Raw genomic sequence first — 23,525 nt, 5'->3', positions numbered from 1 at the left:
TTATGCCTCGTCCTCGTCCGCAGCGATGATGGCCTTGGCCAGCTTGCGCAGGTGCTTGAGCTGCTTATTGGTGGATACGTCGAGCGCGTCATCCTCGGCGTTGGCGACGAGCTCCGCCAAGTCCTTGTGGGTCTTGGTGCCCTTCTTGGTGCACGCCACGATTTGGCGGCGGCGGTCCTTGGGATCGCGCTCGCGCTTGGCCCAGCCACGCTCCTCGAGGGCATCAATAAGCCGCACCATATCGGAGGCGTCGATGGCCAAGGTCTCAGACAGGAAGGACTGGGAGGCGGCATCCGCCTCGACGAGGCAGGTAAGCACCCAGAACTCGCGGATGGTCGTCTGCTTCGTCTGCAGAGCCACCTCGACGCCATCGCGGGTGCGACGGCGCAGGCGCTCTAGCTGAAAGGACGGGGATTCGAGCAGGGAGGTTGGTATGCCAGAATTATTAGTGGAAGCCATACCATCATCATAATCTCAAAAGATGGGTAAAGGCCAATTAATCGCGAACGACGGGCAGGCCATCCGCCTCCCACTTATCGGTGCCGCCCTCAACATTAATAACGTCCCAGCCCAGGGAGTTCTCCAAATACTGGCAGACCTGCGCGCTGCGCCCGCCTAAGTGGCAAATCACATAAATATCGCGGTCCGGGTCGATTTCCTGGATGCGACCCGTTATCTCGCTCATGGGAATATGGGTGGCGCCCTCCGCATGCACGGTGGCCCATTCGTCGTTTTCGCGCACATCGATAAGTTGCGCGCCTGCTGGAACTTCGGTTGGCTGTACGTTTTGCATACCCCGCAGTTTACGTGCCGCGCGCTAGCCGCCGTAGGTGGCCGCGGACAGATACTGCAAGATCGCCTTTACGCGGCGGTTATCCTCGCTGGGGTCCAGGCGCAGCTTGGTAAAGATATTGGAGACGTGCTTGGCCACCGCAGCGCCCGAGAGCACCAGCTCGGCGGCGATGTCCTTATTGGACTTCCCGCGCGACATCAGCTCTAGGACCTCGCGCTCGCGCGGGCTGAGCTCGCCCAACCCGCTGCGCCCAGAGCGCATCAGCGCCTGCGCCACCGTCGGATCAATGACCGTGCCGCCCTGGGCCACCACCTCGAGGCTGGCCAGGAAATCGCGCACCTCAGAGACGCGATCCTTGAGCAGATACCCGGTGCCCGCATCCGGGGAATCAAACAGCGCTACCGCATACGCCGGCGCCACGTACTGCGATAGCACCATCACCGGCAGGCCCGGATAGGCGCGGCGCAGCGCCACCGCCGCCTTCAGCCCATCATCGCCCATCTCCGGTGGCATGCGCACATCCGTTATCACCACATCCGGCAACTGGGCACTCAGCTTGCCGATGACCCCCTCCAGCTCCACCGCCGTTCCCGCCCTGCCCACAACCTCGTGGCCGCGGCGCTCCAAGAGCCCGGCAAGGCCCTCGCGCAGGATCGCGGAGTCATCCGCAATCACAATCCTCAATCCACTCATGCTGATACTCCCGTCTGCCCGCGCTCCAAGAGGAGCGGAATCGTACAACTCACCCGCGTCGGGCCGCCTTCCGGCGAGGACAGCGACATCTCCCCGCCAAAGGCCGCCAACCGCTCGGCCATGCCGGAAAGCCCGCGCCCCGGCTCCACCCGTGCTCCGCCCGGGCCCTCATCCACCACCGAGATATGCAGCGCCGCATCCGAGGTGATGAGCACCGAGACCGGCGCGCCGGGCGCGTGTTTCGCGGCATTGGTCAGCGCCTCGGTACCGAAGAAATAACCGCAGGCCAGCACGCTGGCGGAAAGCCGCGGCAACGGGTGTGGGGCGTAGACGCTGACGTGGGGGCCGTGGGCGGAGGCGGCATCGGCAAGCGCGGCCACCAAACCGTGATCCTGGAGGACCTGCGGGTGAATCCCGTGCACCGTCGCGCGCAGCGAACGCAGGCCGCGATCCACGTCCCGCTTCGCGGCCTCCAGCAGCTCGGCCTCAGAGCCGGTGGCATCCAGCAGGGCCTCACCGAGCTTCATGCTGGCCGCCACCAAATATTGCTGCGCGCCATCGTGCAGATCGCGTTCGATGCGGGCTCGCTCCACCTCGTAGGCATCCGCAATCGCGCGGCGCGAGGCCGTCAGCTCCGCGATGACCCGCGCCTGCCGCTCCTCATTGCTGGTGGCCTGCTTCTTGCTGAAAAACACGCCCCCAAGCCTAATCGCGCGCGCTCCAGGCAGGGGTAAAGCTAGCACTACCCGGAAAGTATCCTTAGCGCTGTAGGAATAGCGCGCCCGGCACGGTGAAATGAACAGCATGACACAGACACTTTCCCTCCACGACATCACGAAGGATTTCGGCGGCGGCCCCGTGCTGGCCGGCATCACCCTGGACATCACCCCTGGCGAGCTCGTCGCCATCATGGGGCCCTCCGGCTCCGGCAAATCCACGCTGCTGCACTGCATGTCCGGCGTGCTCACGCCCACCGACGGCAGCGTCCGCTTTGGCGACGAAGTCATCTCCACGCTTTCCGATGCCGCCCGCTCCCGCACCCGCCTCCGCCACTTCGGCTTCGTCTTCCAAGACGGCCAGCTGCTGCCGGAGCTGAGCAACCTGGACAATGTGGCGCTACCCGCGATGCTCAACGGTCTAGGCCGGCGCGCGGCCCGCGCAAAGGCGCTGTCGCTGCTTGACCAGCTGGGGCTCGGCGATCTCGCAGACCGCCGCCCCGCCCAAGTCTCCGGCGGCCAGGCCCAGCGCGTGACCATCGCCCGCGCCCTCGTGGCCAACCCCGGCGTCGTCTTTGCCGATGAACCCACCGGCGCCCTCGACCAAGCCACCGGCCACGAGGTCATGCAGATGCTGACCACCACCGTGCGCCAATCCGGTGCCAGCCTCGTCATGGTCACCCATGACCCCAAGGTGGCGGACTGGATGCAGCGCCGCGTGGAAATCCGCGACGGCATCATTCACGATGACCGCCGCTTAGGAGTGCAGCCATGAACACCGCGACCCTAGTCCTCGGCCTCCAGCGCGAATCCGTCCGCGCCCGCTCCGGTGCGGGCATTGTCAGCGTGCTGGCCATCGTGAGCCTGACGCTGGGTTCTGCCATCGCCTTTCTCGTCGCCGGCGGCACCTGGATGTTCTGGCAGCGCGCCCACCACCCAGAATCCGCCGTGCCCGCCCTGCGCGCCGCTGCCGGAGACACCCCGGAAGATTACTTCCTGCCCTGGTTCGTCCTCGCGCTCATGGCTTGCGCTTTCATCGTTCCCGCCCTGTTTAACCTGACCGCGCAGGCCGCCGTCCTCGGCGCCTCCGGCAGGGAACAGCGCCTGTCCACCCTCCGCCTTCTGGGCCTAAGCTCCCACCAAGTTGAGCGCATGGCCGCCGTCGAGACCGGCATCCAAGCCCTCATCGGCATTGTGCTCGGCTGGCTCGTCAGCGTGCTCATCGCCCCGGTCTTCACGCACGTGAAATTCCAGGACCGCCCCGTCGCCTTTGAGGAAATCATCCTGCCCTGGTGGGGATACCTCGCGGTGGCCGCAGTCCTCTTCCTCCTCGCCCTCGCCGCGGCCCTTGCCGGCATGCGGCGCGTGCGCGTCAGCCCCCTCGGCGTGGCCAAGCGCCAGATGCCCGCCGCTTTCAGATGGTGGCGCCTCATCGCCTTCCTCCTCATCGTCACCGTCGGCGGTGCCCTGCTCAAAGGCAAATCCGGCGCACCCGAAATCTCCGTGGCCGTCGTGCTCTTCGCGGTGGTCATGAGCATCAACCTGGTCGCGCCCTACCTCCTGCAAATCGGCGCCCGCCTTTTGGCTTTGCTCCCCGGCACCGCACACCTCGTGGCCTGCCAGCGCGTCAACGCCAACGCCCGCCGCGCCTGGCGACAAAGCGCGGCCATCGGCTTCTTCGGCTTCCTCGCCGGCTTCCTCTTGGGCGCGCCCATGGGCACCGATGCGCTTGCCACCGCGATGAAGGAAGAACAAGAAACGGGCATCATGTTCCGAGACGTCTCCACCGGGGTCGTCCTGACCTTGCTCTTCGGCTTCGCGCTGACCAGCATGTCCATCTTCCTCGGCCAAGTATCGTCCGCCTTCGAGGACAAGGAACTTATCCGCTCCCTCGACCTGATGGGCGTGCCGCGCCGCTTCCAATTCCGCACGAACACCCTCGCCGTGATGGGACCCATCGTCGCGCTCAGCCTCTTCGGCTTCCTCTTCGGCGGCGGCATCGCCGGCCTGATGTTTTTTAGCACCGTTTGGGAAGAAGGCGTCGACCTCGCCGGGCGGCTCCTCATTTCCTTCAGCTTCCTCGCCGTGGGTTGGGCGGTGACCTTCCTCGCCATCGCGCTCGTCGAGCCCCTGCGCGGCCACGTTCTCCGCAGCGGCCGCCGCAAGGAATAACCGGTTTCCTGAGCTTCGGTCGCCTTGGGCTTTGCTTTACTGAGCTTAGCTCGCCCTGGGCCCGGCCTTGGCACTAGCGCCGCGCGCCTTCATGCCTCCACAAGCGGTGCCATTGCCACGGCGGCCGCGCAAAGGGCCGCTTATTCTTCGCCGTGGCCAGTACCTGCTGCACCACGAAATCCGGGTAGTGGTCAATCGTCGTCGCGGTGAAGTGGAGGGGCTTCCAGCCGCGATGGACGGCATCGTTAAGCTTGTGCCTGTCCAACTCAAACTGGCGGCGGTTTTCTCCCCGGTGGTAGGCGTAGCCATCGACCTCGATGGCTATCTTGTGCTCCTCAATCACCAGATCCCAGTGGTAGGGGCCTATTTTTATGTTGTTATGCACCGTGAAATGCGGCGCGAGGGCGCGCGTTAATTGGCGCTCCGGCACGCTATCCGTGCCGATGATCGCCCTGTCCAGGGCACGCTTTACCGGCCGCGGAAACCGCTGGTAGTCCAGCTTATTTAGCTCCAGCCGTTGGAGTCCGTCCTTGCCGGAATAAAAGTCCTCGAGGAAGGCAACCGCATCATCCTCCGGCATCGCCTCGACCGCCTGCAGCGGATTGCACACGGTGACGCCGTCCCAGGTCAACGCGCCCTTCGGCCGGGCGCGGCGTGAAGTGAAGTACTTACTCGACGGCAGCGATGAGCTGCGCAAGAACTCCAGCGGAAAGTGCAGCGGCTTTTCGACGTGCTTGAGCGCCGCCGAGTAGCCGTCGAGCGCACAATCCGGCCATTGCTCGCTCATGATGCGCGCGAGCTGGTTCGGCGTCGGCTCCTCTGACAGGCAGAAGCCGTTCGCAATCCGGACGGCGCCGTGGCGTACCGCTTGCTGAGCGGCACTTTTCCCCCGAAAAATTTCCATTCTTATCCCTCGATCCCCCGAAACGAAGGTTGTGTGGTCCGTTTAGGCGCTTATTCAGCACGGTTGGGTGCTTGGTTGGAGCCTGGTTGGTGGGTTTTGGTGCCTGGTTGGTGCTCGTTTGATGCGTTTTAACAAATAGTGGCCCCAAACCTCACGGTTTCCATGGCCTATTTGCAAAAACGCATCAGGTGGCCGCCAAAAACGCATCAGCTGGGCCTCAAAACAGGCCAGTCACGCGCCAAAACGGCCCAGTCGGCCGCGAAAATCCGCGGCCAACCCCCGAAGCCCCCGAGAAACCCCGCAGCCTACTTCAGGCGAGCCTTGGCCTCTTCCAGAATCTTCTCGGCCTCGGCCTTGTCTCCCCAGCCGGAGCCGGAAACTTCCTTGTTGGGCTCGAGGTCCTTGTAGTGGACGAAGAAGTGCTCGATTTCGTCCTTGATGTGCTGTTCCACATCATCGATGTCCTGGTAGCGCTCCCAGCGTGGGTCATCGATGACGGCAAGCAGCTTGTCGTCGCCGCCGGCCTCATCGGTCATCTTGAACACGCCGACGATGCGGGCTTCAACGATGACACCGGGGAAAACGGGCTCGGGGAGGATGACGAGGGCGTCGAGGGGGTCGCCGTCTTCGCCAAGCGTGTGGTCGATGAAGCCGTAGTCGGCGGGGTAGGCCATTGGGGTGAACAGGTAGCGGTCCAGGTAGACCTTGCCGGACTCGTGGTCCACCTCGTACTTATTGCGGGAGCCCTTTGGGATTTCAATGGTTACTTCAACGCTCACAGCGATGTCCTCCATGTGGGATTGGGTGTTAATTACCGTCAATAGTCTAGCGCGTCGCCCATCCGCGCTAGGGTTGGTGGCGATGAAAGCTAAGAAGGTTTGGTGGTCAGTAACCGCGCTGGTGGTCACGGCGGCGGTCGGGGGCACGGCTGCGCTGGGGGTTACCATCCAGCGCGAGTACGGCGATCTTTCGCATGGCGAGGCCGAAACGGTCCAGGCCCCGGAGAATCCCCTGCAGCCGGCTAAGGCGCAGGACGTGGATTTTGCGGCGCTCAGCGCGAAGCTCGATGAGCTGGGCAAGAACGAGGATTTGGCCACCTTTGGCGGGCAGGTCATCGATAGTGAGACCGGCACGGTGGTGTGGGAGCGCGATGCAGATAAGGCGCTGACCCCGGCTTCCTCGACGAAGGTGCTGACCACCGCCGCGGCAACGCTCGCCCTGGATGAGTCGAAGCGGATTACCACCAAGGTCTACCGCGGCAAGGACCCGAACAACGTGGTGATCAAGGCGGCTGGCGATGCCTGGATGACCAACGAGCAGCTCGATGACCTGGCGGATCAGATTAAAAAGACCGGTACCCAGGTCGCGGGCGTGTACATCGATACCTCCGCGTGGGCGGGCGAGCCGCAGGCACCGGGCTGGGATCCGGAAAACGTCGATGAGGGCTTCGTCGCGCCCATGGAACCGGCCATGCTGTATGGCGGGCGCATTGGCGCTACGGAGGGCGATGTGCCGCGCAGCCACACCCCGGCCCTCGACGTCGCGGGCGAGCTGGCCAAGCGCCTGGGCACGGATAAATTCGCCGCGGGCACGATGGCTGACGGTGCGGAGGAGCTGGCCAGCGTCGAGTCGGATCCCCTGGGCGAGCGTGCGCTGGAGATGGTGCGGCATTCCGATAACGTCATGGCAGAGGCAATTGCCCGCGAGCTTGCCGATGCCCGCGGCAAGCAGCCCAGCTTCCAAGCCGATACCCAAGCCACGCTGGACGTGCTGCGCGAGCACGGGTTCGATGTAAGTGGCGTGGATATCAAGGACAACTCGGGTCTTTCGGTAGATAACCGGTTGAGCGCGAGCGTGCTGGCTGAGATTGTCAACGGCGCGGTGGAGGACCCGCAGCTGCGCCCCTTGGCTGCGTATTTGCCGGTAGCAGGAGGTGACGGCACGCTGCACGAGCGCTACGGGGAGTCCACGGCGCGCGGGTTTGTCCGGGCGAAGACCGGCACATTGACCGGCGTATCCGCGCTGGCGGGCACCGCGCAAGGCCAATCCGGACGCGTGTATTCCTTTGCGTTCTTGGTCAATGATGGCGAGATTATGGCGGCTCGCGCGGCCCAAGACGACCTCGCTGCGGCGCTGCATGAGTTCTAAATGAGCCCACAGCCTGGAGTAACGCCGTTTTGGCCGCGGGTCTCACCGCACTTTTTGGCCTGCCGGCGCGCGGTCCGCGCGGCAAAGATGGAACACACCGTGGCGGTGGGGCTTTCCGGCGGCGCGGATTCTTTAGCGCTGTGCGCGGCGATGATCGCGGAGGGCCACGATGTCATCGCGCTGTGCGTCGACCACGGTTTGCAGGACGGTTCGCGTGCGCAGGCTGAGAAGGCGGCTCGGCAAGCAGAGAGCTTGGGCGCGCGGGCGCGGGTGCTCGTGGTACAGGTGCCGGACGAAGCGGGGAATTCGCTGGAAGCGGTGGCTCGGCAAGAGCGCTACCGAGCGATGTCCGCGGCCGCGCGCGAAGACGGAGCTTCGCGCAGAGGAGGAAGGTCGTTGGAGATTGCCGTGGCGCATACGGCCGATGACCAGGCGGAAACGCTCCTTCTTGGAGCCCTGCGCGGCCGGGTGGCCGGCATGCCGGAGCGGACAGTAGTGGAAGGCGCGCGGGTAGTGCGGCCATTTCTGCAGGTGCGCCGTGCCGATACGGAGGGCGCGTGCGCGGAGCTGGGGTTAGAGGTGTGGCAGGACCCGCAGAACGCGGATACGGATTTTCGGCGGGTAGCGCTGCGCCGGGAAATCATCCCGGAGCTATCGCGGGTAATCGGCGGTGATGCGGTACCGGCGTTGGCGCAAGCGGCGATGGATACCGCGCGCGATGAAGGATACCTCGCCACGCCGGCCACCGCGGACTGTGCGGAATTGGCCGCGCTGCCGGAGCCGCGACGCCGGCGCGCTATTGCGGCCTGGCTTGTCGAGCGGGGAGTGAAGGTGACGAGGGAGGGGCTTGGGGGCATCGGCAAGCTGTGTACCAACTGGCACGGACAAGGGCCGGTGGCTGTGAGTTCGGCGCGGCAAGCGGGGCAGAGGTTGGAAGTAGCACGTATAGGTGGCAAACTGGCACTATTGTCTGGTCATTAAAGGAGCGCACTCGTGCACGACAAGAAAGACTTCGCCGTCCCCGCAAACCGCTACGGAGACGATGTAGAAGCAATCCTCATCACGGAAGAGGAAATTAAAGACCGCGTCCAGCAGCTGGCGGATGCGGTATCTGAGAAATATGCCGACGCCGAGCAAGACCTGCTTTTGGTCTGCGTATTAAAGGGTGCGGCCTTTTTCCTGACGGACTTCGCGCGCAAGCTATTCATCCCCTCGGAGCTGGAGTTTATGGCCGTCTCCTCGTACGGCGCCTCCACGTCTTCTTCTGGGGTGGTGCGCATTTTGAAGGACTTGGACCGCGATATCGCCGGGCGCGATGTGGTCATCGTGGAAGACATCATTGACTCGGGCCTGACGCTATCCTGGCTCATTCGCAACCTGCAGGGGCGCAACCCGAAGTCGCTCAACGTGGTGACCTTGTTGCGCAAGCCGGAAGTGGTCAAGGCGCAGATCGATCTGCTCGATGTAGGCTTTGATATCCCCAATGAATTCGTCATTGGTTATGGCCTTGACTACGCGGAACGCTACCGCGACCTGCCCTTTGTGGGCACCCTTCACCCTGATGTCTATACCACCAACTAAAATCGCGCAGTAATGAAAAACAATAAACTCCTTCGCTACGGCGGCATTGCGGCGCTGATCCTCGTAGCGCTGTACGCCTTTACGTTCTTTAGCAACGAGACCCGCGGATACGTGGACACGGATACCTCCGTGGCCTTGAAACAGCTGCAGGATAAAAACGTTGACGAGGTAGAAATTGATGACCGCGAGCAGCGCCTGCGCATCAAGCTCAAGGACGAAATCACGGTAGAAGAGCGCGAGGGCGTACAAGAGATCGTGTCTCAGTACCCCGCGCGCGCCTCCGAGCAGGTCTTTGATGCGGTCAAGGATTCGGGTGCGGAGAAGTATCAGACCAATGTCACCCAGGATTCCTTCTTGGGCTCCATGCTCAGCTTCCTGCTGCCGATGGTCATCCTCTTCGGCCTGCTGTTCTGGCTCATGTCCCGCATGCAGCAGGGTGCTGGCGGCATGTTCGGCATCGGCGGCTCCAAGGCCAAGGAACTGACCAAGGACATGCCGACCAATACCTTCGAGGACGTTGCCGGCGCCGATGAGGCCGTGGACGAGCTGCAGGAAATCAAGGATTTCCTTGATGATCCTTCCCGCTACTACGAGCTCGGTGCGAAGATTCCGCGCGGCGTCCTGCTCTATGGCCCTCCGGGTACCGGTAAGACGCTGTTGGCCCGCGCCGTTGCGGGCGAGGCCGGCGTGCCGTTTTATTCCATCTCCGGTTCGGACTTCGTGGAGATGTTCGTCGGTGTCGGTGCCTCCCGCGTGCGCGACCTGTTCAAGCAGGCCAAGGAGCACAGCCCGTGCATCATCTTCGTGGACGAGATCGACGCCGTGGGCCGCCAGCGCGGATCCGGTACCGGCGGCGGACACGATGAGCGCGAGCAGACCCTGAACCAGTTGCTGGTAGAGATGGACGGCTTCGGCGACCGCGAGGGCGTAATCCTCATCGCGGCCACCAACCGCCCCGATATTTTGGACCCAGCGCTGCTGCGCCCGGGCCGTTTCGACCGCCAGATTCCGGTCACCAACCCGGACCTGGCCGGCCGTGAGCAGATCCTGCGCGTGCACGCCAAGGACAAGCCTTTGGCAGAAGAGGTCGATGTGGCGCAGCTGGCCAAGCGCACCGCCGGCATGTCCGGTGCAGACCTTGCCAATGTGCTTAACGAGGCCGCGCTTCTCACCGCCCGCATCGGCGGCAACGTCATTACTTACGACGCGCTGGAAGAGGCCACCGACCGCGTGGTGGGCGGTCCACGGCGCCAGGGCAAGATCATCTCCGAGCACGAGAAGAAGGTCACCGCCTACCACGAGGGTGGCCACACGCTGTCCGCGTGGGCGTTGAAGGATATCGAGCGCGTGTACAAGGTCACCATCCTGGCCCGCGGTCGCACCGGTGGACACGCCATGACCTCGCAGGAAGACGACAAGGGCATGTACACCCGCGATGAGCTGTTTTCCCGCTTGGTCTTTGCCATGGGCGGCCGCGCCGCCGAGGAATTGGTCTTCGGTGCTCCCACCACGGGCGCGTCCTCCGATATCGAGAACGCCACCAAGATCGCCCGCGCGATGCTGACGGAATACGGCTTTTCGCCCGACCTGGGCACCGTTAAATACGGCCAGGAGCAGGGCGATCCATTCAGCCAGATGGGCGGGGGCGGCGGCTCCATCGATTACTCGGATGACGTTGCCGCCAAGATCGACGAGCAGATGCGCTACCTCCTCGAGCGCGCGCACGAGCAGGCCTACGACATCCTGCGCACCAACCGCGAGTTCTTGGACAAGCTGGCCGAGGCCCTCCTTGAGAAGGAGACCCTGCGCCGGCCGGACCTGGAGAGCATCTTCGACGGCATCGTGCCGCGCGATGCCTATGATGTCTTCCCCGGCGAAGACGATCGCTTCCCGCGCCAGCTCGGTTACGCGCCGGTCAAGACGCCGGTTGAGCTGGCCAAGGAGCGCGGCGAGGAACTTCCCAAACGCATGACGCTTCTCGATGCCTCCCGTGCCGCCCGCGAGCGCCGCCTCGCCGGCGAGGAGATCAAGGGCGAGGTTGGCTTTAACTTTGGCCAGCACGCCGGTGATTACGTGAACCCCGAAACGGTACGCGAGTTGCACGGCGGCGGCAGCGATTCCGAGAACCGCAGCGGCCGCAGCGATGGCAGCAGCAGCCGAAACAACCAGAACGACCGCGAGAACCACAGCGACCGCGACGGCAACGACCACGCCGAACGGAGCGACCGCGACGGCAACGGCCACAACGCCAGCGAAAACCGCGGTGAGCGCGACGGTGGGGAAGGGCGATCGGATTCGGCATCGGAAAGCAGGGGCAAGCACCACAAGCCAGAGGGAGAAACCAGCCAATGGTTCACCCCTGGCTGGAATGAATCTTCCCGCCGCGATAACCCCTACGCGCGCGATGCGGAAAAGCCGCGCGATGATAAAGAGTAAGAAGTACGTGCATGTCTGAAAATCACACTGATAACCAGCAGGTGCCCGCCCGCGCGCCGTATGACCAGGAGCGGGCGGAGGCGGCAGTTCGCGAGCTGCTCTTTGCCGTGGGCGAGGATCCTGACCGCGAAGGCCTGCGCGAAACCCCGGCACGCGTGGCCCGCGCCTACCGTGAGGTATTCGCTGGCCTGCACGAGGATCCGACGGAGGTGCTGCACAAGACCTTCGCCGAGGACCACCAGGAACTGGTCCTGGTGCGCGATATTCCCATCTACTCCACCTGCGAGCACCACCTCGTGCCGTTTTATGGGGTGGCGCATATTGGCTATATCCCCGGCAAGGATGGGCACGTCACCGGGCTGAGCAAGCTGGCGCGTCTGGCGGATATGTACGCCAAGCGTCCGCAGGTCCAGGAACGCCTGACCCAGCAGATTGCCGATGCACTCGTGGATGTCCTCGAGGCCCAATCCGTCATCGTGGTCATCGAGTGTGAGCACCTGTGCATGGCCATGCGGGGCATCCGCAAGCCGGGCGCGACCACAACGACTTCCGCGGTGCGCGGCGGGTTTAAAAATAACGCCGCCTCCCGCGCGGAAGTGCTCAGCTTCATTCGTACGTAGCGCGTACGCAGTCGAGTTTGTCGAGCGAAAAGGAGAACGCAGTGCACCCGGCTTCCTCAGTTGGAGAATTGACCATCCCGAAGCGCACGCTCGTCATGGGCATCGTGAATGTTACGAAGGATTCCTTTTCCGATGGCGGGCGGTGGCTCGACTTCGACGCTGCCACCACTCATGCCCGTGAACTGGTGGAACAGGGTGCGGACATGATCGATGTGGGTGGCGAATCCACCCGCCCGGGTGCGGTGCGCGTGGAGGCGCAGGAAGAGGCCGACCGCGTGGTCCCGGTCATCCAGACGCTGCACGAGCAGGGCATTCGCACCTCGGTGGATACGATGCGCGCCTCGGTTGCCGCCGCGGCGGCCGCGGCCGGGGTGGATATGATTAACGATGTCTCCGGCGGCCTTGCCGATCCTGAAATGTATGCCGCCATGGCTGATGCCGGCGTGCCCGTTTGCCTCATGCACTGGCGCACTCTCCAGGAAGGCGCGTTCGGATCCGCGGCGGGCACGGCCGATCACGGCGGCGATGTGGTCCGCGACGTGCACGAGACCCTCGCCCAGCTGAGCCAAAACGCCCTGGATGCAGGCGTGAAAAAGGACAATATCGTGCTGGATCCGGGCCTCGGCTTTGCCAAGAGCCCACAGGATAACTGGGCGCTGCTTAAGGCCCTGCCCGAGTTCCTGGACGGCGAGTTCCCCATCCTGGTGGGCGCCTCGCGCAAGCGCTTCCTCGCCGCTATCCGGGAAGACCGCGGGGTAGAGGCGAGCCCTTTGCTTGCCGATCCCGCCACCGCCGCCGTGACCGCCATTTCCGCCCAGATGGGCGCGTGGGGCGTGCGCGTGCACGAGGTGGGCGTATCCCGCGATGCCGTCGACGTGGCCGCCGCGTGGAACGCCGGCGAGTCCTATGTAGGCGGCGCCAATGCCACCGGCAGCTACCGCAATGCCGCCACCGGCACGGGCACAGTGACCTCTACCGCGATGGGTACGGAAAGGAATTAACCATGGCAGATCGCATCGAATTAACCGGCCTGGAGTGCTTTGGCTACCACGGCGTCTTTGATGAGGAAAAGCGCACCGGCCAGCCCTTCATCGTCGATATCACCTGCTGGTCCGAGTTTGCCGAGGCCGCAGCTCACGATGATCTGACCAAGACCATCAATTACGCAGAGCTTGCCGATGTCACCGCCAGCATCGTCGAAGGCCCCTCCCGCGACCTCATCGAGACCGTCGCCAGCGAGGTGGCAGATACCATTATGGACTCCTTTGCAGACCTGCACGCGGTGGAAGTGACCGTGCACAAGCCCAAGGCGCCGATTCCGCGCACTTTTGCCGATGTCGCCGTCGTCGCCCGCCGCTCCCGCAAGCACGCGCGCACCGGTGCCCCACGGCCCGCCTCGCAGGAGGGGACTCCGAAGGGAGCCGACGCGCAGCGCCCCGGCACGAACCCCGGGAGTAAGTAATGCGCGCGGTACTATCCATCGGCTCCAATATGGATGACCGCGTGGAGCTTTTGCGGACGGTGTTTACGGAGTTCCGTGAGGACATCGTGGCGGCCTCGCCCGTCTATGCCACCCCGCCGTGGGGAGTAACGGACCAGGATGAATTTTTGAATGCGGTGCTCATCGTGGACGTCCAAGAGAGCCCGCTGGAGCTCTTGCGGCGCGGCCAGAAGCTGGAAGAAGCGGCAGAGCGCGTGCGCGTGCGCCACTGGGGCCCACGCACCCTGGATGTGGACATCGTCGATATTGAGGGCTATAGCTCCTCCGATCCGGAACTTACCGTCCCGCATCCCTTTGCCCACGAGCGCGCATTCGTGCTTATTCCCTGGTTAGCCGCCGATGGCGCTGCTAAATTGAAGGGAAAGGATGTCTCCGCGCTGGTTTCCGCATTGGATCCGCAGGAGACCGCCGATATCCACCGCCTGGGCCTGATGGAGGAGTTATGAAACGAACCTCGCTCGGTGCCCTCATCGGCGTCGGGGTATTCATGGCCGCCGCGGCGGCCATCCTCACCACGCGCTTTTATGGCTCCATGATGGCCATCCCAGTTACGGTCTCTGCCACGCTATGGCTCATGGTGGTGGTGTGCTTGGGGCTTACCTGGAAGGTGGATAAGGCCACCGATGAGGATCACGGCATCGGGTTGGATAACTCGCAGCTTAATCCCATGACCATTGCGCAGTTCATGCTGGTGGGCAAAGCCTCGGCATGGACGGGCGCGATCGTCGGCGGGCTCTATGCCGGGGTGGCGGTCTACGTCATCCCGAATGCGGGCACCCTTGTCGCGGCTTCCGATGATCTGGTGGGAGTGCTCGCATCCGCTATCGGTGGCATCGCCATGTCCGCGGCTGGCCTGCGATTGGAGCGACACTGCGAGACCCCGCCGCCACCGGACGGGCTTCAAGCGGTACATTAGGGAACATGACTCAGCCGCGCTCTTCTTCCAAAAATTCGTCGTCCTCGCCGGATTGGGGACAAATTGGGATTATCGCCCTCGTCATCTTGGCCGTTATTGCCAGCATCGTCATGCTCATTTCCGGCTCGGCAGCGGCGCTCAAGATTGCTCTCATCGCCGCCCTGTGGGCCGCAGTGGTGGGCTTTTTCTTGGTGATGCGCTACCGCCGCCAGGCCGAGGAATCCGTGACCAAGCTGGAGCTGCAGGAGCGCGCCCACCGCGCGGAGCTCAAGCAGGCCCGCGCAGCCGAGGGTAAGGAGCTGCCGGATGAGCAGATCCTCGATGAGATTCGCACCGAGCTGTCCTCTATCCGCAAGCAGATTGAGGAGTTGTCCGGCCACGATTTCACCTACGAGCCCGCAGCCTTGCACGCGGAGGCGCGCCGCATCATGGAGCTGGAGGCACAGACCGCCGCGGCGTCCCACCACCGGGAAGAAAACATCGACTTTGAGCAGGCGTCTTCCGGTGCGCCGTCTGCCGATGCCATCGCTGGCCGCTTGGGCAATCAACCCTCCGGCGCGCATGCGGACTCGAACCCGCTCAATGACATCATCAGCCAACACACCCGCGCGCAGCGTAGCTCTTCCCGGACCGATAACGCCGCTAAGCCCGCCCACGCCGAGCAGCTTGCCGATGCCCCCACGCCAGCCAGCGCGGACCAGAAGCCAAAGGACGTTTCCTTCGATACCGGCAGCTTCCAGGCCGTACGCTGGGATTCGGGCGGAGATTCTGACATCAAGCGCCAGGGCTCCCAGCCCGCGGGAACCGGCAGCGCGGCGCACTCTGGCGCCCGCGGTAGCCACCGCAAGCCAGAGGCTGATACCGCAGCTGAGCAGGCTTCCGATGCGGTGACCCAAAACATCCCGCAGCAGACCACCGGTAAGGATGCGCGCGAGGAATACAAGGGCTCGGGACACCACGTGGCTGCTGAGCAGAAGCAAGCGGCCACGCGCCGCCAGCAGCAGACCCGTGGTCGCCGCCGCAGCGATGAACAGCGCGATGGTTCCGTGTCCGTCTCGGAGCTTCTGGCACAGATGAAGAAGGATAAATAAATGCGTCCACCACGCATGCGCGTTGCCCTTTTCGGGCGCAGCCTCGCCGGGATTTCCCTAGCCAATGCCATGGAGCGCGCCGGCCATACCGTGGAGATGCTTGATGATCCGGCCGAGCTTGGCTCCTTCCAGGCGTTGATTCTAGCGGTGGGTGAGACACGGTTGGATGCTGCCGTAGAGCTTGTCGAGGACCACGTGCACAAGGGCCTGATCGCTTTCCATACCTGCCTGTCGCGGGGCGTGCAAGGCCTCGATCCGCTGGAGACTCACGGTTGCATCGTGGCGGCAATAGCGCCCATGGCAGGCGGGCGCTGGGCAGTATCCACGCTGGATGAGCTGGGTGAGAGCATTGCTGACTTCGTATTGAGCGAATTCCGGGCGCACGCAGTGCCGCTTTCCGATGCCGAGCGTCCCGCCTTCGCCGCCCGCTCCTACTACATAGAAATGCTTAGCCGCCTGCACCTAGCAGCTGCCGTTGAAGCCAATTTCTTTGCCGAGTTCGATGAGATTCCACCGTCCGAATTCGACATCGATTCAGAGGACATCATTGCGGCCTATCGCGGGGCCACGGATCCCGGAATGCGCCGCCACTACTTAGAAACCGCTCGGCGCTTAGGCGAAGTAGAAGACCGCACCGAATTAGAAATGTGGGCCTTGCAGGAGGAATCCCGATGAGCTTGAAGATGGGACAAGCCACCGTTGTCAGCGAGGTCGATCGCATCCGCATGGTGGGAAGCGCCCTGCGCAAGACCGGTCGCCCCGTGGCCTTCGTACCACTGACCACCGGCGTGCATGCAGGGCATATCGCGCTGGTGCGAGCGGCCCGCCGTATTCGTGGCGCGATGACCGTCGTGGCTCTCCAAGAGCCTCGCGGCGAGGACGTAGATCTCCTGCGCGCCGAGGGCGTGGATGTCATCTGGGATTACACTCCCGAGAAGCTCTGGCCGCATGGCCGCCGGATTACAATCTCGCCTCGCGATGCCGCAGACTTCCCAGCAGGCTTAGAACCAGACCTATCCGGCGAACTCACCCTTTACCTCACGCTGATGATGGCGCTATCGCCCACCGATGTGCTTATCGGTGAGAAAGACTACGAGCTGCTCTTGGCCATTCACCATGCGGTGCAGGACCTGCACCTGGGGGTTCGTGTGCAGGGCGTTCCCGCCGTGCGCATGCCCGATGGCGTAGTGATGAGCCTGCGCAATACGCGCGTGCCTGAAGATAAGCGCGAGGACGTAGCCGCCCTGTCCGCCGCGCTTACCGCTGGTGCACACGCTGCCGAGGCAGGCGCGGAAAAGGTCCGCGAGGTTGCCGCAGGTGTCCTAGAAACCGCCGGAGTAGAACCGGAATACTTAGAAGTGCGCGGCCGCGATCTGGGCGAACCGCCTGCCGAGGGCGATGCCCGTCTGCTGGTCGCTGCCACCATTGGCGGAGTCAGAGTAATTGACAACGTTGGCCTGCCGTTGGGGATTGGTTTCACTAATATTGAAGAGCACGAGGCTAAGGCCGAGCTCGAGCGCGAAAAGCAGCGCGAACAAAACCAATCCCCGGAGGACTAATGACCGAAATCCACATCCGCGACCTCGACCCGCGCGATGAGCCCAAGGCGATTGAGTTTGCCATCGAAGGCATGCACCTGCACTGGTTTGTAAAGAACCCGCGCTTCGAGCGAGCCTATGGCCGTTATTTTTGGGATTTAGAGCGCGCCCAGGCCACCGATATTTTGGCCGCCTATGCTGATGATGGTCGTTTCCTCGGCGTGATTTTGGCATCGATTAAAGGCGAACCAGCGCTGCCGTATCCGTGGTGGCGCAAGGCCTATGTCAAGGCCGTGGATCTCTTCAACAGCCTGCGCCCTGGCGGTCACCGCGGTGACTACGATGCCGCGAACGAGGACATGTTGTTAAGCTACTTGGCCGAAAACACCGTGGATGGTGAAATCGGCTTCCTCGTCGCTGACCCAAACTCGGGCGTGAAGGGCGTGGGCACCGCGCTCCTCGAGGCCTTTGAGGAGCGCCACCCCGGCAAGGATATTTACCTCTACACCGACGATGGCTGCACCTATCAGTTCTACGATTCCCGCGGTTTTGAGCGGGTGGGGAAGAAGGAAATCTCCATCGATAAGGACCGCGACCTTACCTGCATGCTGTACGTCCGCCACGTGGCGTGAGGCCACCGCGTCACGCCACGCAAACGAACGCCACATCACGTGGCGCGGGTCTCCCCGCGCCACCCGCGCCACTGCGCTAGTTCGCCAACGCACCCATCGGATCCCACGCCGGCAGGGTGGTGATCTCGGTGGACTTGAGCGCTTCCTGGTATTGCTCAGGCAGGCGGGACGGGTGGACGGCGATTTCGAAGACGTACTCGTCAAACCAGTCATCGGCCATGGTCCAAAAGCCCTTATCGCCCTTCTCGGTGCCCCAGGAATTCTCCACGCGCCAGCGGGTGACGTCGCCGCCCTCGGCGATATCCGCGCCGGTAAAGACCATCGCGTGCGTCATCAGGGACTCGTGGAGGCGGAGGCGGTCCGGCTTCTCGATGCCCATTTCCACCCCATACAGCCCCTCATAATCGTGCAGGCGCTTGGCCCAGACGCCGCTATCGGCATCGGATTGCTGGCCGGTATCGCAGCCGAACCAGACGGGCTGGCCATCCTCGATGGCAGAGCGAGTGGCATCGCGCAATACCTCGACCGGGGCGTTGAGGTAGGTGACCTTTTCGCCGGCGACGTTGCCCAGGTAGTCGACGGTGTAGAGCTCGCCGTAGTTATTGCGCGGGTCATTGACCACGCAGACGTACTCGCCCAGATCCTTCGGGAGGTATTCGCGGGCGAAGTCCTGCGGGGTAAAAGTTCCCTCGCGGTGGAAGTTATCGTCCTTATCGCGGTACTGCCACTGGAAATCTGTGGGCGGGAGGCCGAGGTTGGCGGTGAGGATGCGGTAGACATCGGCAAGCGCCTGCTCCTGCGCCCCAGACTTGCCCGTGCGGATCTGGTGGGCGGCGCGGCGCAGGACGGTCTGCAGGTTGCGGTTGAGCATGGCGCTGGCCTCAGAGGATGCGGTCTCTGGCATGGCGTATTTGGGCACCACGCCGTACTTTTCCACCAGCGAGACGAACATGGACCACTGGCCGCCATCGCCGATGGGGTCATCCATGAGCTTGGTCAGGGTGCGGTCCGTAATATCGCGGTCCTTGAGCTCGTCTACCGCGGTGAGGAACCAATTGGCCTTTTCCAGCTTGTCATAGAAGTACAGGTAGGTCTGCGAAAGCTCGAAATCCTTGATCTTGGTGCGGTCCATGATGTCACCGCGCAGGGAATTGAGCCCCGCAAAAATCCAGCAGCGGCCAGAGGCCTTCTGGTTGGCCGCGCCCCACGAATCGAGCTTGTGGCTAGTCGCCGTGCTGAGCTCACGCACGAGGTCGCGGTCGACGCTGAGCTTATCGATGCCCTCCTGCGCCACCGCATTGCGCGCTACCCGGATGGTGGGCTCGCTGGTGAGTGAGGTATTGGTGGTGTGAACTTCCTGTGGATTGATCTCATTCATGTGTCGATGCTCCTTAGTTCATCCGGTCCCAGAAGGGAAGCTCAATGGGGTCGGTCTTTAGCGCTTGCTGCTGCTCGGGGGTGAGGAATTCTTTGCGCACGGCGATGTGGAAGACGTTTTCGCCGAACCATTCATCCGACATCGTGGCAAAGCCCTTGCCGGGTACCTCATCGGCATCGTCCTTGCGCGGCGGCTTGGTGCCCCAGGAATTTTCCACGCGCCATGCCCGAGGTACTTCCTTACCGTCTCGTGCAGCGCTTTGCGATGCACCGTCGATGCCGGTCAGCGCCATAGCGTGGGTGGGCGCAGATTCGCCGGAGGTAAAACGCTCCTCCTTGCTCATGGTGGAATCGATGCCGTAGAGGCCATCGGTATCAACGAGCCCTTCGTCCCACACGGCGTTCTGGAACGAGAATTGGCGGGAGACATCGCAGCTAAACCACACCGGTTCGCCGGCCTCGATGCTGGCGCGCGCGGCGGCGCGCAGCTCGTCCACATCGACGTTGAGGTAGCCGGCGGCCTGTCCACCGGCGAGGTTATTTACGGCGGCGCTGGTGTAGAGGCGGTGCTTGTCGTTGGCGGTGCGGGGGTCATCGGCAAGCACGACGTATTCGTCCAACTTCGGCAGGTACTTATCCGCAAACTCGCGCGGGGTGGAGTGCACGCGGAAGAATTGCTCGTCCTTGGTGCGGTAGCTCCACGTAAATTCCTCGGGCGGGGTGCCCAGGTGAATGGCGAGCACGCGTTGTATATCGGTGCGGGCTTGCTTGATAATGCCCCCGCGATCCCCCTCGCCTTCCACCGCACGGTGCGCGGCGCGGCGGATGATGGTGGCGATATCGCGGTTCATCTGCGCGGTGTGGCCGGACGAGTGCACCTCCGGCATGACCTCGGCCGGGACGGCGCCGTACTTGTCCACGAGGTTGGTGAAAAATGACCACCAGCCGCCGTCGTCGCCTGTGAGCTCGAGGGAAGTAGCCACGTCGCGGTCATCCCAGTCGGTGCCGTCTTCGGTGAGATCCAGCAGCTGGTTGAGCGCGAAGTTGGCGCGCTCTAGTTTGTCGAAGTACTGCAGGTAGGTAAAGGAAAACTCAAAGTCATCGATATTGAGCTCCTTGGCTGCGCGGTGGCGGAATACGTTGAGCGCGGCAAACATCCAGCAGCGCCCGGAGCGCATCTGGTCGGTGACGCTGAGGCTATCGAGTTTTACCTCGGTGGTGGGGTAGAGGGCGGTAATGCGGTCGCGATCGAGGGCCGCCTTGGCCACCCCTACGCTGGTAATGGCATTGCGCGCGACGCGCAGCTGGGAGTCCGCCGCAGCCTCCTCGCGCAATTGGGACAGGAAGTCATTGGTGAGCAAAGTCATATTCACCGTTTTAGCAGACTGCGATCTCACCCGAGGTCGCTGGGTGCTGGATGGGCCGTTAGAGATCGCTCCAGATCGCTATAGATGCTCCGCCAGCCGCGCCACGGCTTCGGGGCTTCCCACCTCTTCTGGAAGCCAGGGGATCTCGTGGACCGGGGTATCGGGAAGCTTATCGTGCAAGAGCGCCAGGGCCTCGTCCTCGGCGGCGCGCCGGGATGCCAAGAACTCGCCTTGGTCCGCGGGCGTGCGGCGGTTGACCAGCATGGAGCCCACCCGCACGCCATTGCCGGTGAGATCCGCGTGGAACTCGGAAGACTCCAAGACGGGCGGGCGCTCGGCGGTGAGCACGATGTGGAACACGGTCTTCTTTGAGGTCAGCGCAGTGCGCAGGTGCTCGAAGCGCTCGCGGCGCTGGAAGAGCGTGGCGCGGATTTCCTGGTTGCGCCGGTCCACCGGATCGTTATCGGCACCGGACTCCGCGGACATCCCGCGCACCAATGAGCCGAATTTATCGGACTTCTCGCGCCGGGCAAGCAGCCCATCGGTATAGGCAGCCATGATTTCTGGCAGGGCCATCAGCCGGGAGGTGTGACCGGACGGGGCGGTATCGAAGATGAGGTAGTCATACTCGTTAGCGTTTGCGACCAAGGTGGCCATGCGCTCCAAGAGCGCCGCCTCCTGCGTGCCGGGGGATTGGCGGGCCAAGTCTAAGTGCTTTTTTACCTCGCCGTGCAGGTGCTCCGGCATGAAGCGGCGCATCGAGGCGCCCACGTTCGCGAGGTGTTCCTCGGTGGCTTGGGCAGGATCGAGCTCGATGGCGGAGAGGGATGGGGTGAGGTGAGTGGGAGCATCGGAAAGCGTGGCATCAAAGATATGCCCCAGGTTGTGCGCCGGATCCGTGGAGACCAATAGCACGTTATGGTCCTGGGAAAGCGACAGGGCCGTGGCCGTGGCGAGGGTGGTCTTGCCCACGCCGCCCTTGCCACCAAAGAACATGATGGGCGCGGTTTCTAGCAGCATTGAATATTCTCCAAGGGTGATTTATCCATGCCCATGCGCGTGTGCCAGGCGTGGAAATCTTCGTAAACCAGCGGCAATAGCTCCAGCGTGTAGTAGCTGGCGGGGTTGGGGATGCCGAGCGCCTCCGAGGCCACCAGCATCATAAATAGGTCATCTTCTTGCTGCTGGGCCTTGGCAAAGACGGCGCGGTACGGGGCTTGGTAGAACTCGTTGAGCCCCGCACCGAAGGCCTTAAGCTTGTCGAGCATGCTGGGGAAGGGGAGCGTCGGAATCGTCGTCGGTCCACTCCAGCGGCGGTTCCTTGCGCGCGTTGGAGATAGCGCCGATCGACTCCACGATGACCCAGATGGAGGCGATGACGATGACGACGTCCATGCCGAATAGCAGCCAGTTCTGATCCGCGAACAGGGACTTGAGCTGCAGCAGCGCTGCCCACAGAGACATGATGGTGACGAAGATGAGCGGGATGATAACCGGCAGGGTAGGCCGGCGCAGGTGGGTGAGGATGACCACGACGATGGCCAAGGACAGGCTGGCCATGAGCTGGTTCGTGGTACCGAAGAGCGGCCAGATGGTCATGCCGCCGGAGCCGTCCGCGCCCGCAGAGAAGGTCAGGCCGAAGGCCAGGCCCACCGCGATGATGGTGGAAACCAGCGCCGTGATGCGGATGCCCATGATCTCGCCGATTTCCTGGACCACGATGCGCTGCAGGCGCACGCCGGAGTCCATGGTGGTGGCGGCGAAGAGCACGGCCATGGTTGCCAGGATGGTGGCAGACAACGAGGTGGGAATGCCCAGGCCCTCGTTCATCAGCGCGCCGCCGCCCTGCACGAAGGCATTGACGCCGCCGGCGTTCCACTCGGCGTAGATTTCCTCCCAATTCGCCAGGGTCTTAAAGCCAGCGGTGGTGGCGATGATGGTGCCGAGCGCCAGCAGGCCCTCGCCCACCGCACCGAAGTAGCCCACGAAGCGGACATCGGTTTCCTTATCAATCTGCTTGGACGAGGTGCCCGAGGCCACGATGCCGTGAAAACCAGAGATGGCGCCGCAGGCGATGGTGACAAAAAGCAGCGGAAAAATCCCCGGGGTGCCGTCAGGAACGTTTTCGCGCACGGCAGGGGCGGCGAGCTCCGGACGGGTGATGAGGAAGGAGCCGTACAAAATGATAAGACCCACGAAAAGCTGCAGGCCATTGATGTAATCGCGCGGCTGGAGCAGCACCCATACAGGTAGCAGCGAAGCGATGAAGGCGTAGATAAATAGCAGGATGATCCACACGCCGTTGGCGGGAATGCCCAGGACCGTCTCCGGCAACACGACCGGGAAGCGGTCGCCCAAAACCATCAGCGAGTACAGCGCCACCACGCCCACGAGGGAAACCAGCGGCAGGTTCCAGTTCAAGCGGTAGATGGCCTGGCCAATCAGCAGCGCGACGGCGATGGCACCCCACGTGGGAATGACCGCCGAGGGCGTGGAAATAAGCAGGTTCGAAATCACCACGGCGAACGCGGCATTGACCATGAGCAGCAGCAAGAAGATCACGATGAGGAAGAGGTTGCGCCCGCGCTTGCCGATGTAGCGCCCCGACAACGTACCAATCGACTGACCCTTGTGCCGCTGCGAGGCCCACAGCGCACCCAAGTCGTGCATGCCGGCGATGAAGAAGGTGCCTAACGTGACCCACAGGAATGCCGGGAGCCAGCCCCAAATGACGGCCACTGCCGGGCCGATAATCGGTGCCGCACCCGCCACGGAGGTGAAGTGGTGGCCCCACAGCACATATTTATTGGTGGGAACATAATCCACGCCGTCTTTGAGGCGGTGCGCCGGGGTGGTGTAGTTCTCAGATAACCGGAAGATGCTCTTGCCCAGGAACTTGGAATAGAGCAGGTAGCCGGCGGCCATCATCGCGATGCCGACAATGGCGAGGACAAGAGAGTTCATAGAGTGTGTCTCCTCATAGGCGGGAAGGTGGCGTGTCTCACACGTGCGGATAGTATGCCATAACTCACGTATGTAT

25 protein-coding genes and 1 pseudogene are annotated in these 23,525 nt (G+C 63.3%); 15 read left to right on the top strand and 11 right to left on the bottom strand.

Translation table 11 applies throughout. The features are described from left to right. Genes ACLI1T_RS09960 through ACLI1T_RS09945 form a run of 4 tightly spaced genes read right to left on the bottom strand, consistent with a single transcriptional unit; the run spans nt 1 to nt 2,292 of the window. Nucleotides 1-459 carry a MarR family winged helix-turn-helix transcriptional regulator gene (locus ACLI1T_RS09960; RefSeq protein WP_023023982.1) on the bottom strand — a complete coding sequence of 153 codons (459 nt, stop codon included), beginning with the start codon at nt 457-459 and terminating at the stop codon, nt 1-3. A gap of 37 nt (nt 460-496) precedes the next feature. Beyond that, on the bottom strand, nt 497-793 hold the full coding sequence (locus tag ACLI1T_RS09955; protein WP_349853279.1) for a rhodanese-like domain-containing protein: 297 nt from the start codon (nt 791-793) through the stop codon (nt 497-499). 24 nt (nt 794-817) lie between these two features. Continuing rightward, nucleotides 818-1,486 (bottom strand): response regulator transcription factor, encoded by a 669-nt coding sequence (locus tag ACLI1T_RS09950; RefSeq protein ID WP_349868140.1) that lies wholly within the window; start codon nt 1,484-1,486, stop codon nt 818-820. Beyond that, nucleotides 1,483-2,292, bottom strand: a complete 810-nt coding sequence (locus ACLI1T_RS09945) for a sensor histidine kinase (RefSeq protein ID WP_411702570.1) — start codon at nt 2,290-2,292, stop codon at nt 1,483-1,485. Before ACLI1T_RS09945 ends, ACLI1T_RS09950 begins: the two co-directional genes overlap by 4 nt. Between ACLI1T_RS09945 and ACLI1T_RS09940 the strand changes: the two genes are divergently transcribed. After that, on the top strand, nt 2,291-2,977 hold the full coding sequence (locus ACLI1T_RS09940) for an ABC transporter ATP-binding protein (RefSeq protein WP_411702569.1): 687 nt from the start codon (nt 2,291-2,293) through the stop codon (nt 2,975-2,977). The genes ACLI1T_RS09945 and ACLI1T_RS09940 overlap by 2 nt on opposite strands. After that, complete coding sequence (locus ACLI1T_RS09935) at nt 2,974-4,374, top strand: FtsX-like permease family protein (RefSeq protein ID WP_411702568.1); 1,401 nt, start codon at nt 2,974-2,976, stop codon at nt 4,372-4,374. Before ACLI1T_RS09940 ends, ACLI1T_RS09935 begins: the two co-directional genes overlap by 4 nt. A gap of 73 nt (nt 4,375-4,447) precedes the next feature. Here the strand turns inward: ACLI1T_RS09935 and ACLI1T_RS09930 are convergent, their stop codons facing one another. Both ACLI1T_RS09930 and ACLI1T_RS09925 read right to left on the bottom strand, forming a co-directional pair. Then, on the bottom strand, nt 4,448-5,278 hold the full coding sequence (locus ACLI1T_RS09930; protein WP_411702567.1) for an endonuclease domain-containing protein: 831 nt from the start codon (nt 5,276-5,278) through the stop codon (nt 4,448-4,450). 305 nt (nt 5,279-5,583) lie between these two features. Beyond that, complete coding sequence (locus ACLI1T_RS09925) at nt 5,584-6,057, bottom strand: inorganic diphosphatase (protein WP_035108560.1); 474 nt, start codon at nt 6,055-6,057, stop codon at nt 5,584-5,586. A gap of 82 nt (nt 6,058-6,139) precedes the next feature. Between ACLI1T_RS09925 and dacB the strand changes: the two genes are divergently transcribed. From dacB to ACLI1T_RS09860, 13 genes and pseudogenes are all read left to right on the top strand, one after another. After that, nucleotides 6,140-7,426, top strand: coding sequence for a D-alanyl-D-alanine carboxypeptidase/D-alanyl-D-alanine-endopeptidase (gene dacB, locus ACLI1T_RS09920; protein ID WP_034659560.1), 1,287 nt, complete (start codon nt 6,140-6,142; stop codon nt 7,424-7,426). Further along, nucleotides 7,427-8,407: a tRNA lysidine(34) synthetase TilS gene (gene tilS, locus ACLI1T_RS09915; RefSeq protein WP_411702566.1), complete on the top strand. Its 981-nt coding sequence runs from the start codon at nt 7,427-7,429 to the stop codon at nt 8,405-8,407. Nucleotides 8,408-8,419: 12 nt separating this feature from the next. After that, nucleotides 8,420-9,007 carry a hypoxanthine phosphoribosyltransferase gene (hpt, locus tag ACLI1T_RS09910; protein WP_411702565.1) on the top strand — a complete coding sequence of 196 codons (588 nt, stop codon included), beginning with the start codon at nt 8,420-8,422 and terminating at the stop codon, nt 9,005-9,007. Nucleotides 9,008-9,019: 12 nt separating this feature from the next. Continuing rightward, on the top strand, nt 9,020-11,443 hold the full coding sequence (gene ftsH, locus ACLI1T_RS09905) for an ATP-dependent zinc metalloprotease FtsH (RefSeq protein WP_411702564.1): 2,424 nt from the start codon (nt 9,020-9,022) through the stop codon (nt 11,441-11,443). An 11-nt stretch (nt 11,444-11,454) separates the two neighbouring features. Further along, nucleotides 11,455-12,063 (top strand): GTP cyclohydrolase I FolE, encoded by a 609-nt coding sequence (gene folE, locus ACLI1T_RS09900; protein ID WP_023023959.1) that lies wholly within the window; start codon nt 11,455-11,457, stop codon nt 12,061-12,063. 41 nt (nt 12,064-12,104) lie between these two features. Continuing rightward, nucleotides 12,105-13,064, top strand: coding sequence for a dihydropteroate synthase (gene folP / locus ACLI1T_RS09895; RefSeq protein ID WP_411702563.1), 960 nt, complete (start codon nt 12,105-12,107; stop codon nt 13,062-13,064). A 2-nt stretch (nt 13,065-13,066) separates the two neighbouring features. Then, a pseudogene (gene folB, locus ACLI1T_RS09890) lies at nt 13,067-13,441 on the top strand (dihydroneopterin aldolase); the annotation flags it as partial. 83 nt (nt 13,442-13,524) lie between these two features. Continuing rightward, nucleotides 13,525-14,010: a 2-amino-4-hydroxy-6-hydroxymethyldihydropteridine diphosphokinase gene (gene folK, locus ACLI1T_RS09885; RefSeq protein ID WP_411702562.1), complete on the top strand. Its 486-nt coding sequence runs from the start codon at nt 13,525-13,527 to the stop codon at nt 14,008-14,010. Next, nucleotides 14,007-14,480, top strand: coding sequence for a DUF3180 domain-containing protein (locus ACLI1T_RS09880; RefSeq protein ID WP_284622993.1), 474 nt, complete (start codon nt 14,007-14,009; stop codon nt 14,478-14,480). The genes folK and ACLI1T_RS09880 overlap by 4 nt, the downstream gene beginning before the upstream one ends. 5 nt (nt 14,481-14,485) lie before the next feature. Beyond that, nucleotides 14,486-15,571 (top strand): DUF6779 domain-containing protein, encoded by a 1,086-nt coding sequence (locus ACLI1T_RS09875; protein WP_411702561.1) that lies wholly within the window; start codon nt 14,486-14,488, stop codon nt 15,569-15,571. Further along, on the top strand, nt 15,572-16,246 hold the full coding sequence (locus ACLI1T_RS09870; protein WP_284782633.1) for a hypothetical protein: 675 nt from the start codon (nt 15,572-15,574) through the stop codon (nt 16,244-16,246). Continuing rightward, nucleotides 16,243-17,130 (top strand): pantoate--beta-alanine ligase, encoded by an 888-nt coding sequence (locus ACLI1T_RS09865; protein ID WP_411702560.1) that lies wholly within the window; start codon nt 16,243-16,245, stop codon nt 17,128-17,130. Before ACLI1T_RS09870 ends, ACLI1T_RS09865 begins: the two co-directional genes overlap by 4 nt. Next, entirely contained in the window at nt 17,130-17,741 is a 612-nt protein-coding gene (locus ACLI1T_RS09860; RefSeq protein ID WP_411702559.1) for a GNAT family N-acetyltransferase, read from the top strand. Before ACLI1T_RS09865 ends, ACLI1T_RS09860 begins: the two co-directional genes overlap by 1 nt. Nucleotides 17,742-17,817: 76 nt before the next feature. On the opposite strand, the gene ACLI1T_RS09855 is transcribed toward ACLI1T_RS09860, so the two are convergent. The 5 genes from ACLI1T_RS09855 to ACLI1T_RS09835 form a co-directional block, all read right to left on the bottom strand. After that, complete coding sequence (locus ACLI1T_RS09855; protein ID WP_411702558.1) at nt 17,818-19,119, bottom strand: aminopeptidase C; 1,302 nt, start codon at nt 19,117-19,119, stop codon at nt 17,818-17,820. A 13-nt stretch (nt 19,120-19,132) separates the two neighbouring features. Continuing rightward, the gene (locus tag ACLI1T_RS09850) at nt 19,133-20,485 is read right to left on the bottom strand and encodes an aminopeptidase C (protein WP_411702557.1); all 1,353 of its coding nucleotides are present in this window, start codon (nt 20,483-20,485) and stop codon (nt 19,133-19,135) included. A 78-nt stretch (nt 20,486-20,563) separates the two neighbouring features. Further along, complete coding sequence (locus ACLI1T_RS09845; protein WP_411702556.1) at nt 20,564-21,505, bottom strand: ArsA family ATPase; 942 nt, start codon at nt 21,503-21,505, stop codon at nt 20,564-20,566. Then, a complete protein-coding gene (locus tag ACLI1T_RS09840; protein ID WP_023029243.1) occupies nt 21,496-21,753 on the bottom strand; it encodes a cory-CC-star protein in 258 nt (85 codons plus the stop codon). Before ACLI1T_RS09840 ends, ACLI1T_RS09845 begins: the two co-directional genes overlap by 10 nt. After that, the gene (locus ACLI1T_RS09835; RefSeq protein WP_284782641.1) at nt 21,737-23,449 is read right to left on the bottom strand and encodes a carbon starvation protein A; all 1,713 of its coding nucleotides are present in this window, start codon (nt 23,447-23,449) and stop codon (nt 21,737-21,739) included. Before ACLI1T_RS09835 ends, ACLI1T_RS09840 begins: the two co-directional genes overlap by 17 nt. Nucleotides 23,450-23,525: the final 76 nt, after the last annotated feature.

The sequence above is a fragment of the Corynebacterium tuingiense genome, assembly GCF_046718165.1.
Lineage (GTDB): Bacteria > Actinomycetota > Actinomycetes > Mycobacteriales > Mycobacteriaceae > Corynebacterium.
Note: the sequence above shows the minus strand (reverse complement) of the source record. Positions and strands in the feature narration are given on the sequence as shown.

Bases quoted from the DNA above. Each gene is read 5' to 3' on its own strand.
- ACLI1T_RS09850 (WP_411702557.1), bottom strand. From the start codon at position 20,485: ATGACTTTGCTCACCAATGACTTCCTGTCCCAATTGCGCGAGGAGGCT.
- folE (WP_023023959.1), top strand. From the start codon at position 11,455: ATGTCTGAAAATCACACTGATAACCAGCAGGTGCCCGCCCGCGCGCCG.
- dacB (WP_034659560.1), top strand. From the start codon at position 6,140: ATGAAAGCTAAGAAGGTTTGGTGGTCAGTAACCGCGCTGGTGGTCACG.
- ACLI1T_RS09950 (WP_349868140.1), bottom strand. From the start codon at position 1,486: ATGAGTGGATTGAGGATTGTGATTGCGGATGACTCCGCGATCCTGCGC.
- folK (WP_411702562.1), top strand. From the start codon at position 13,525: ATGCGCGCGGTACTATCCATCGGCTCCAATATGGATGACCGCGTGGAG.
- ACLI1T_RS09845 (WP_411702556.1), bottom strand. From the start codon at position 21,505: ATGCTGCTAGAAACCGCGCCCATCATGTTCTTTGGTGGCAAGGGCGGC.
- ftsH (WP_411702564.1), top strand. From the start codon at position 9,020: ATGAAAAACAATAAACTCCTTCGCTACGGCGGCATTGCGGCGCTGATC.
- ACLI1T_RS09870 (WP_284782633.1), top strand. From the start codon at position 15,572: ATGCGTCCACCACGCATGCGCGTTGCCCTTTTCGGGCGCAGCCTCGCC.
- ACLI1T_RS09930 (WP_411702567.1), bottom strand. From the start codon at position 5,278: ATGGAAATTTTTCGGGGGAAAAGTGCCGCTCAGCAAGCGGTACGCCAC.
- ACLI1T_RS09855 (WP_411702558.1), bottom strand. From the start codon at position 19,119: ATGAATGAGATCAATCCACAGGAAGTTCACACCACCAATACCTCACTC.
- ACLI1T_RS09945 (WP_411702570.1), bottom strand. From the start codon at position 2,292: ATGCTGTTCATTTCACCGTGCCGGGCGCGCTATTCCTACAGCGCTAAG.
- ACLI1T_RS09935 (WP_411702568.1), top strand. From the start codon at position 2,974: ATGAACACCGCGACCCTAGTCCTCGGCCTCCAGCGCGAATCCGTCCGC.
- ACLI1T_RS09960 (WP_023023982.1), bottom strand. From the start codon at position 459: ATGGCTTCCACTAATAATTCTGGCATACCAACCTCCCTGCTCGAATCC.
- ACLI1T_RS09865 (WP_411702560.1), top strand. From the start codon at position 16,243: ATGAGCTTGAAGATGGGACAAGCCACCGTTGTCAGCGAGGTCGATCGC.
- ACLI1T_RS09955 (WP_349853279.1), bottom strand. From the start codon at position 793: ATGCAAAACGTACAGCCAACCGAAGTTCCAGCAGGCGCGCAACTTATC.
- ACLI1T_RS09860 (WP_411702559.1), top strand. From the start codon at position 17,130: ATGACCGAAATCCACATCCGCGACCTCGACCCGCGCGATGAGCCCAAG.
- ACLI1T_RS09880 (WP_284622993.1), top strand. From the start codon at position 14,007: ATGAAACGAACCTCGCTCGGTGCCCTCATCGGCGTCGGGGTATTCATG.
- tilS (WP_411702566.1), top strand. From the start codon at position 7,427: ATGAGCCCACAGCCTGGAGTAACGCCGTTTTGGCCGCGGGTCTCACCG.
- ACLI1T_RS09940 (WP_411702569.1), top strand. From the start codon at position 2,291: ATGACACAGACACTTTCCCTCCACGACATCACGAAGGATTTCGGCGGC.
- ACLI1T_RS09875 (WP_411702561.1), top strand. From the start codon at position 14,486: ATGACTCAGCCGCGCTCTTCTTCCAAAAATTCGTCGTCCTCGCCGGAT.
- ACLI1T_RS09835 (WP_284782641.1), bottom strand. From the start codon at position 23,449: ATGAACTCTCTTGTCCTCGCCATTGTCGGCATCGCGATGATGGCCGCC.
- ACLI1T_RS09840 (WP_023029243.1), bottom strand. From the start codon at position 21,753: ATGCTCGACAAGCTTAAGGCCTTCGGTGCGGGGCTCAACGAGTTCTAC.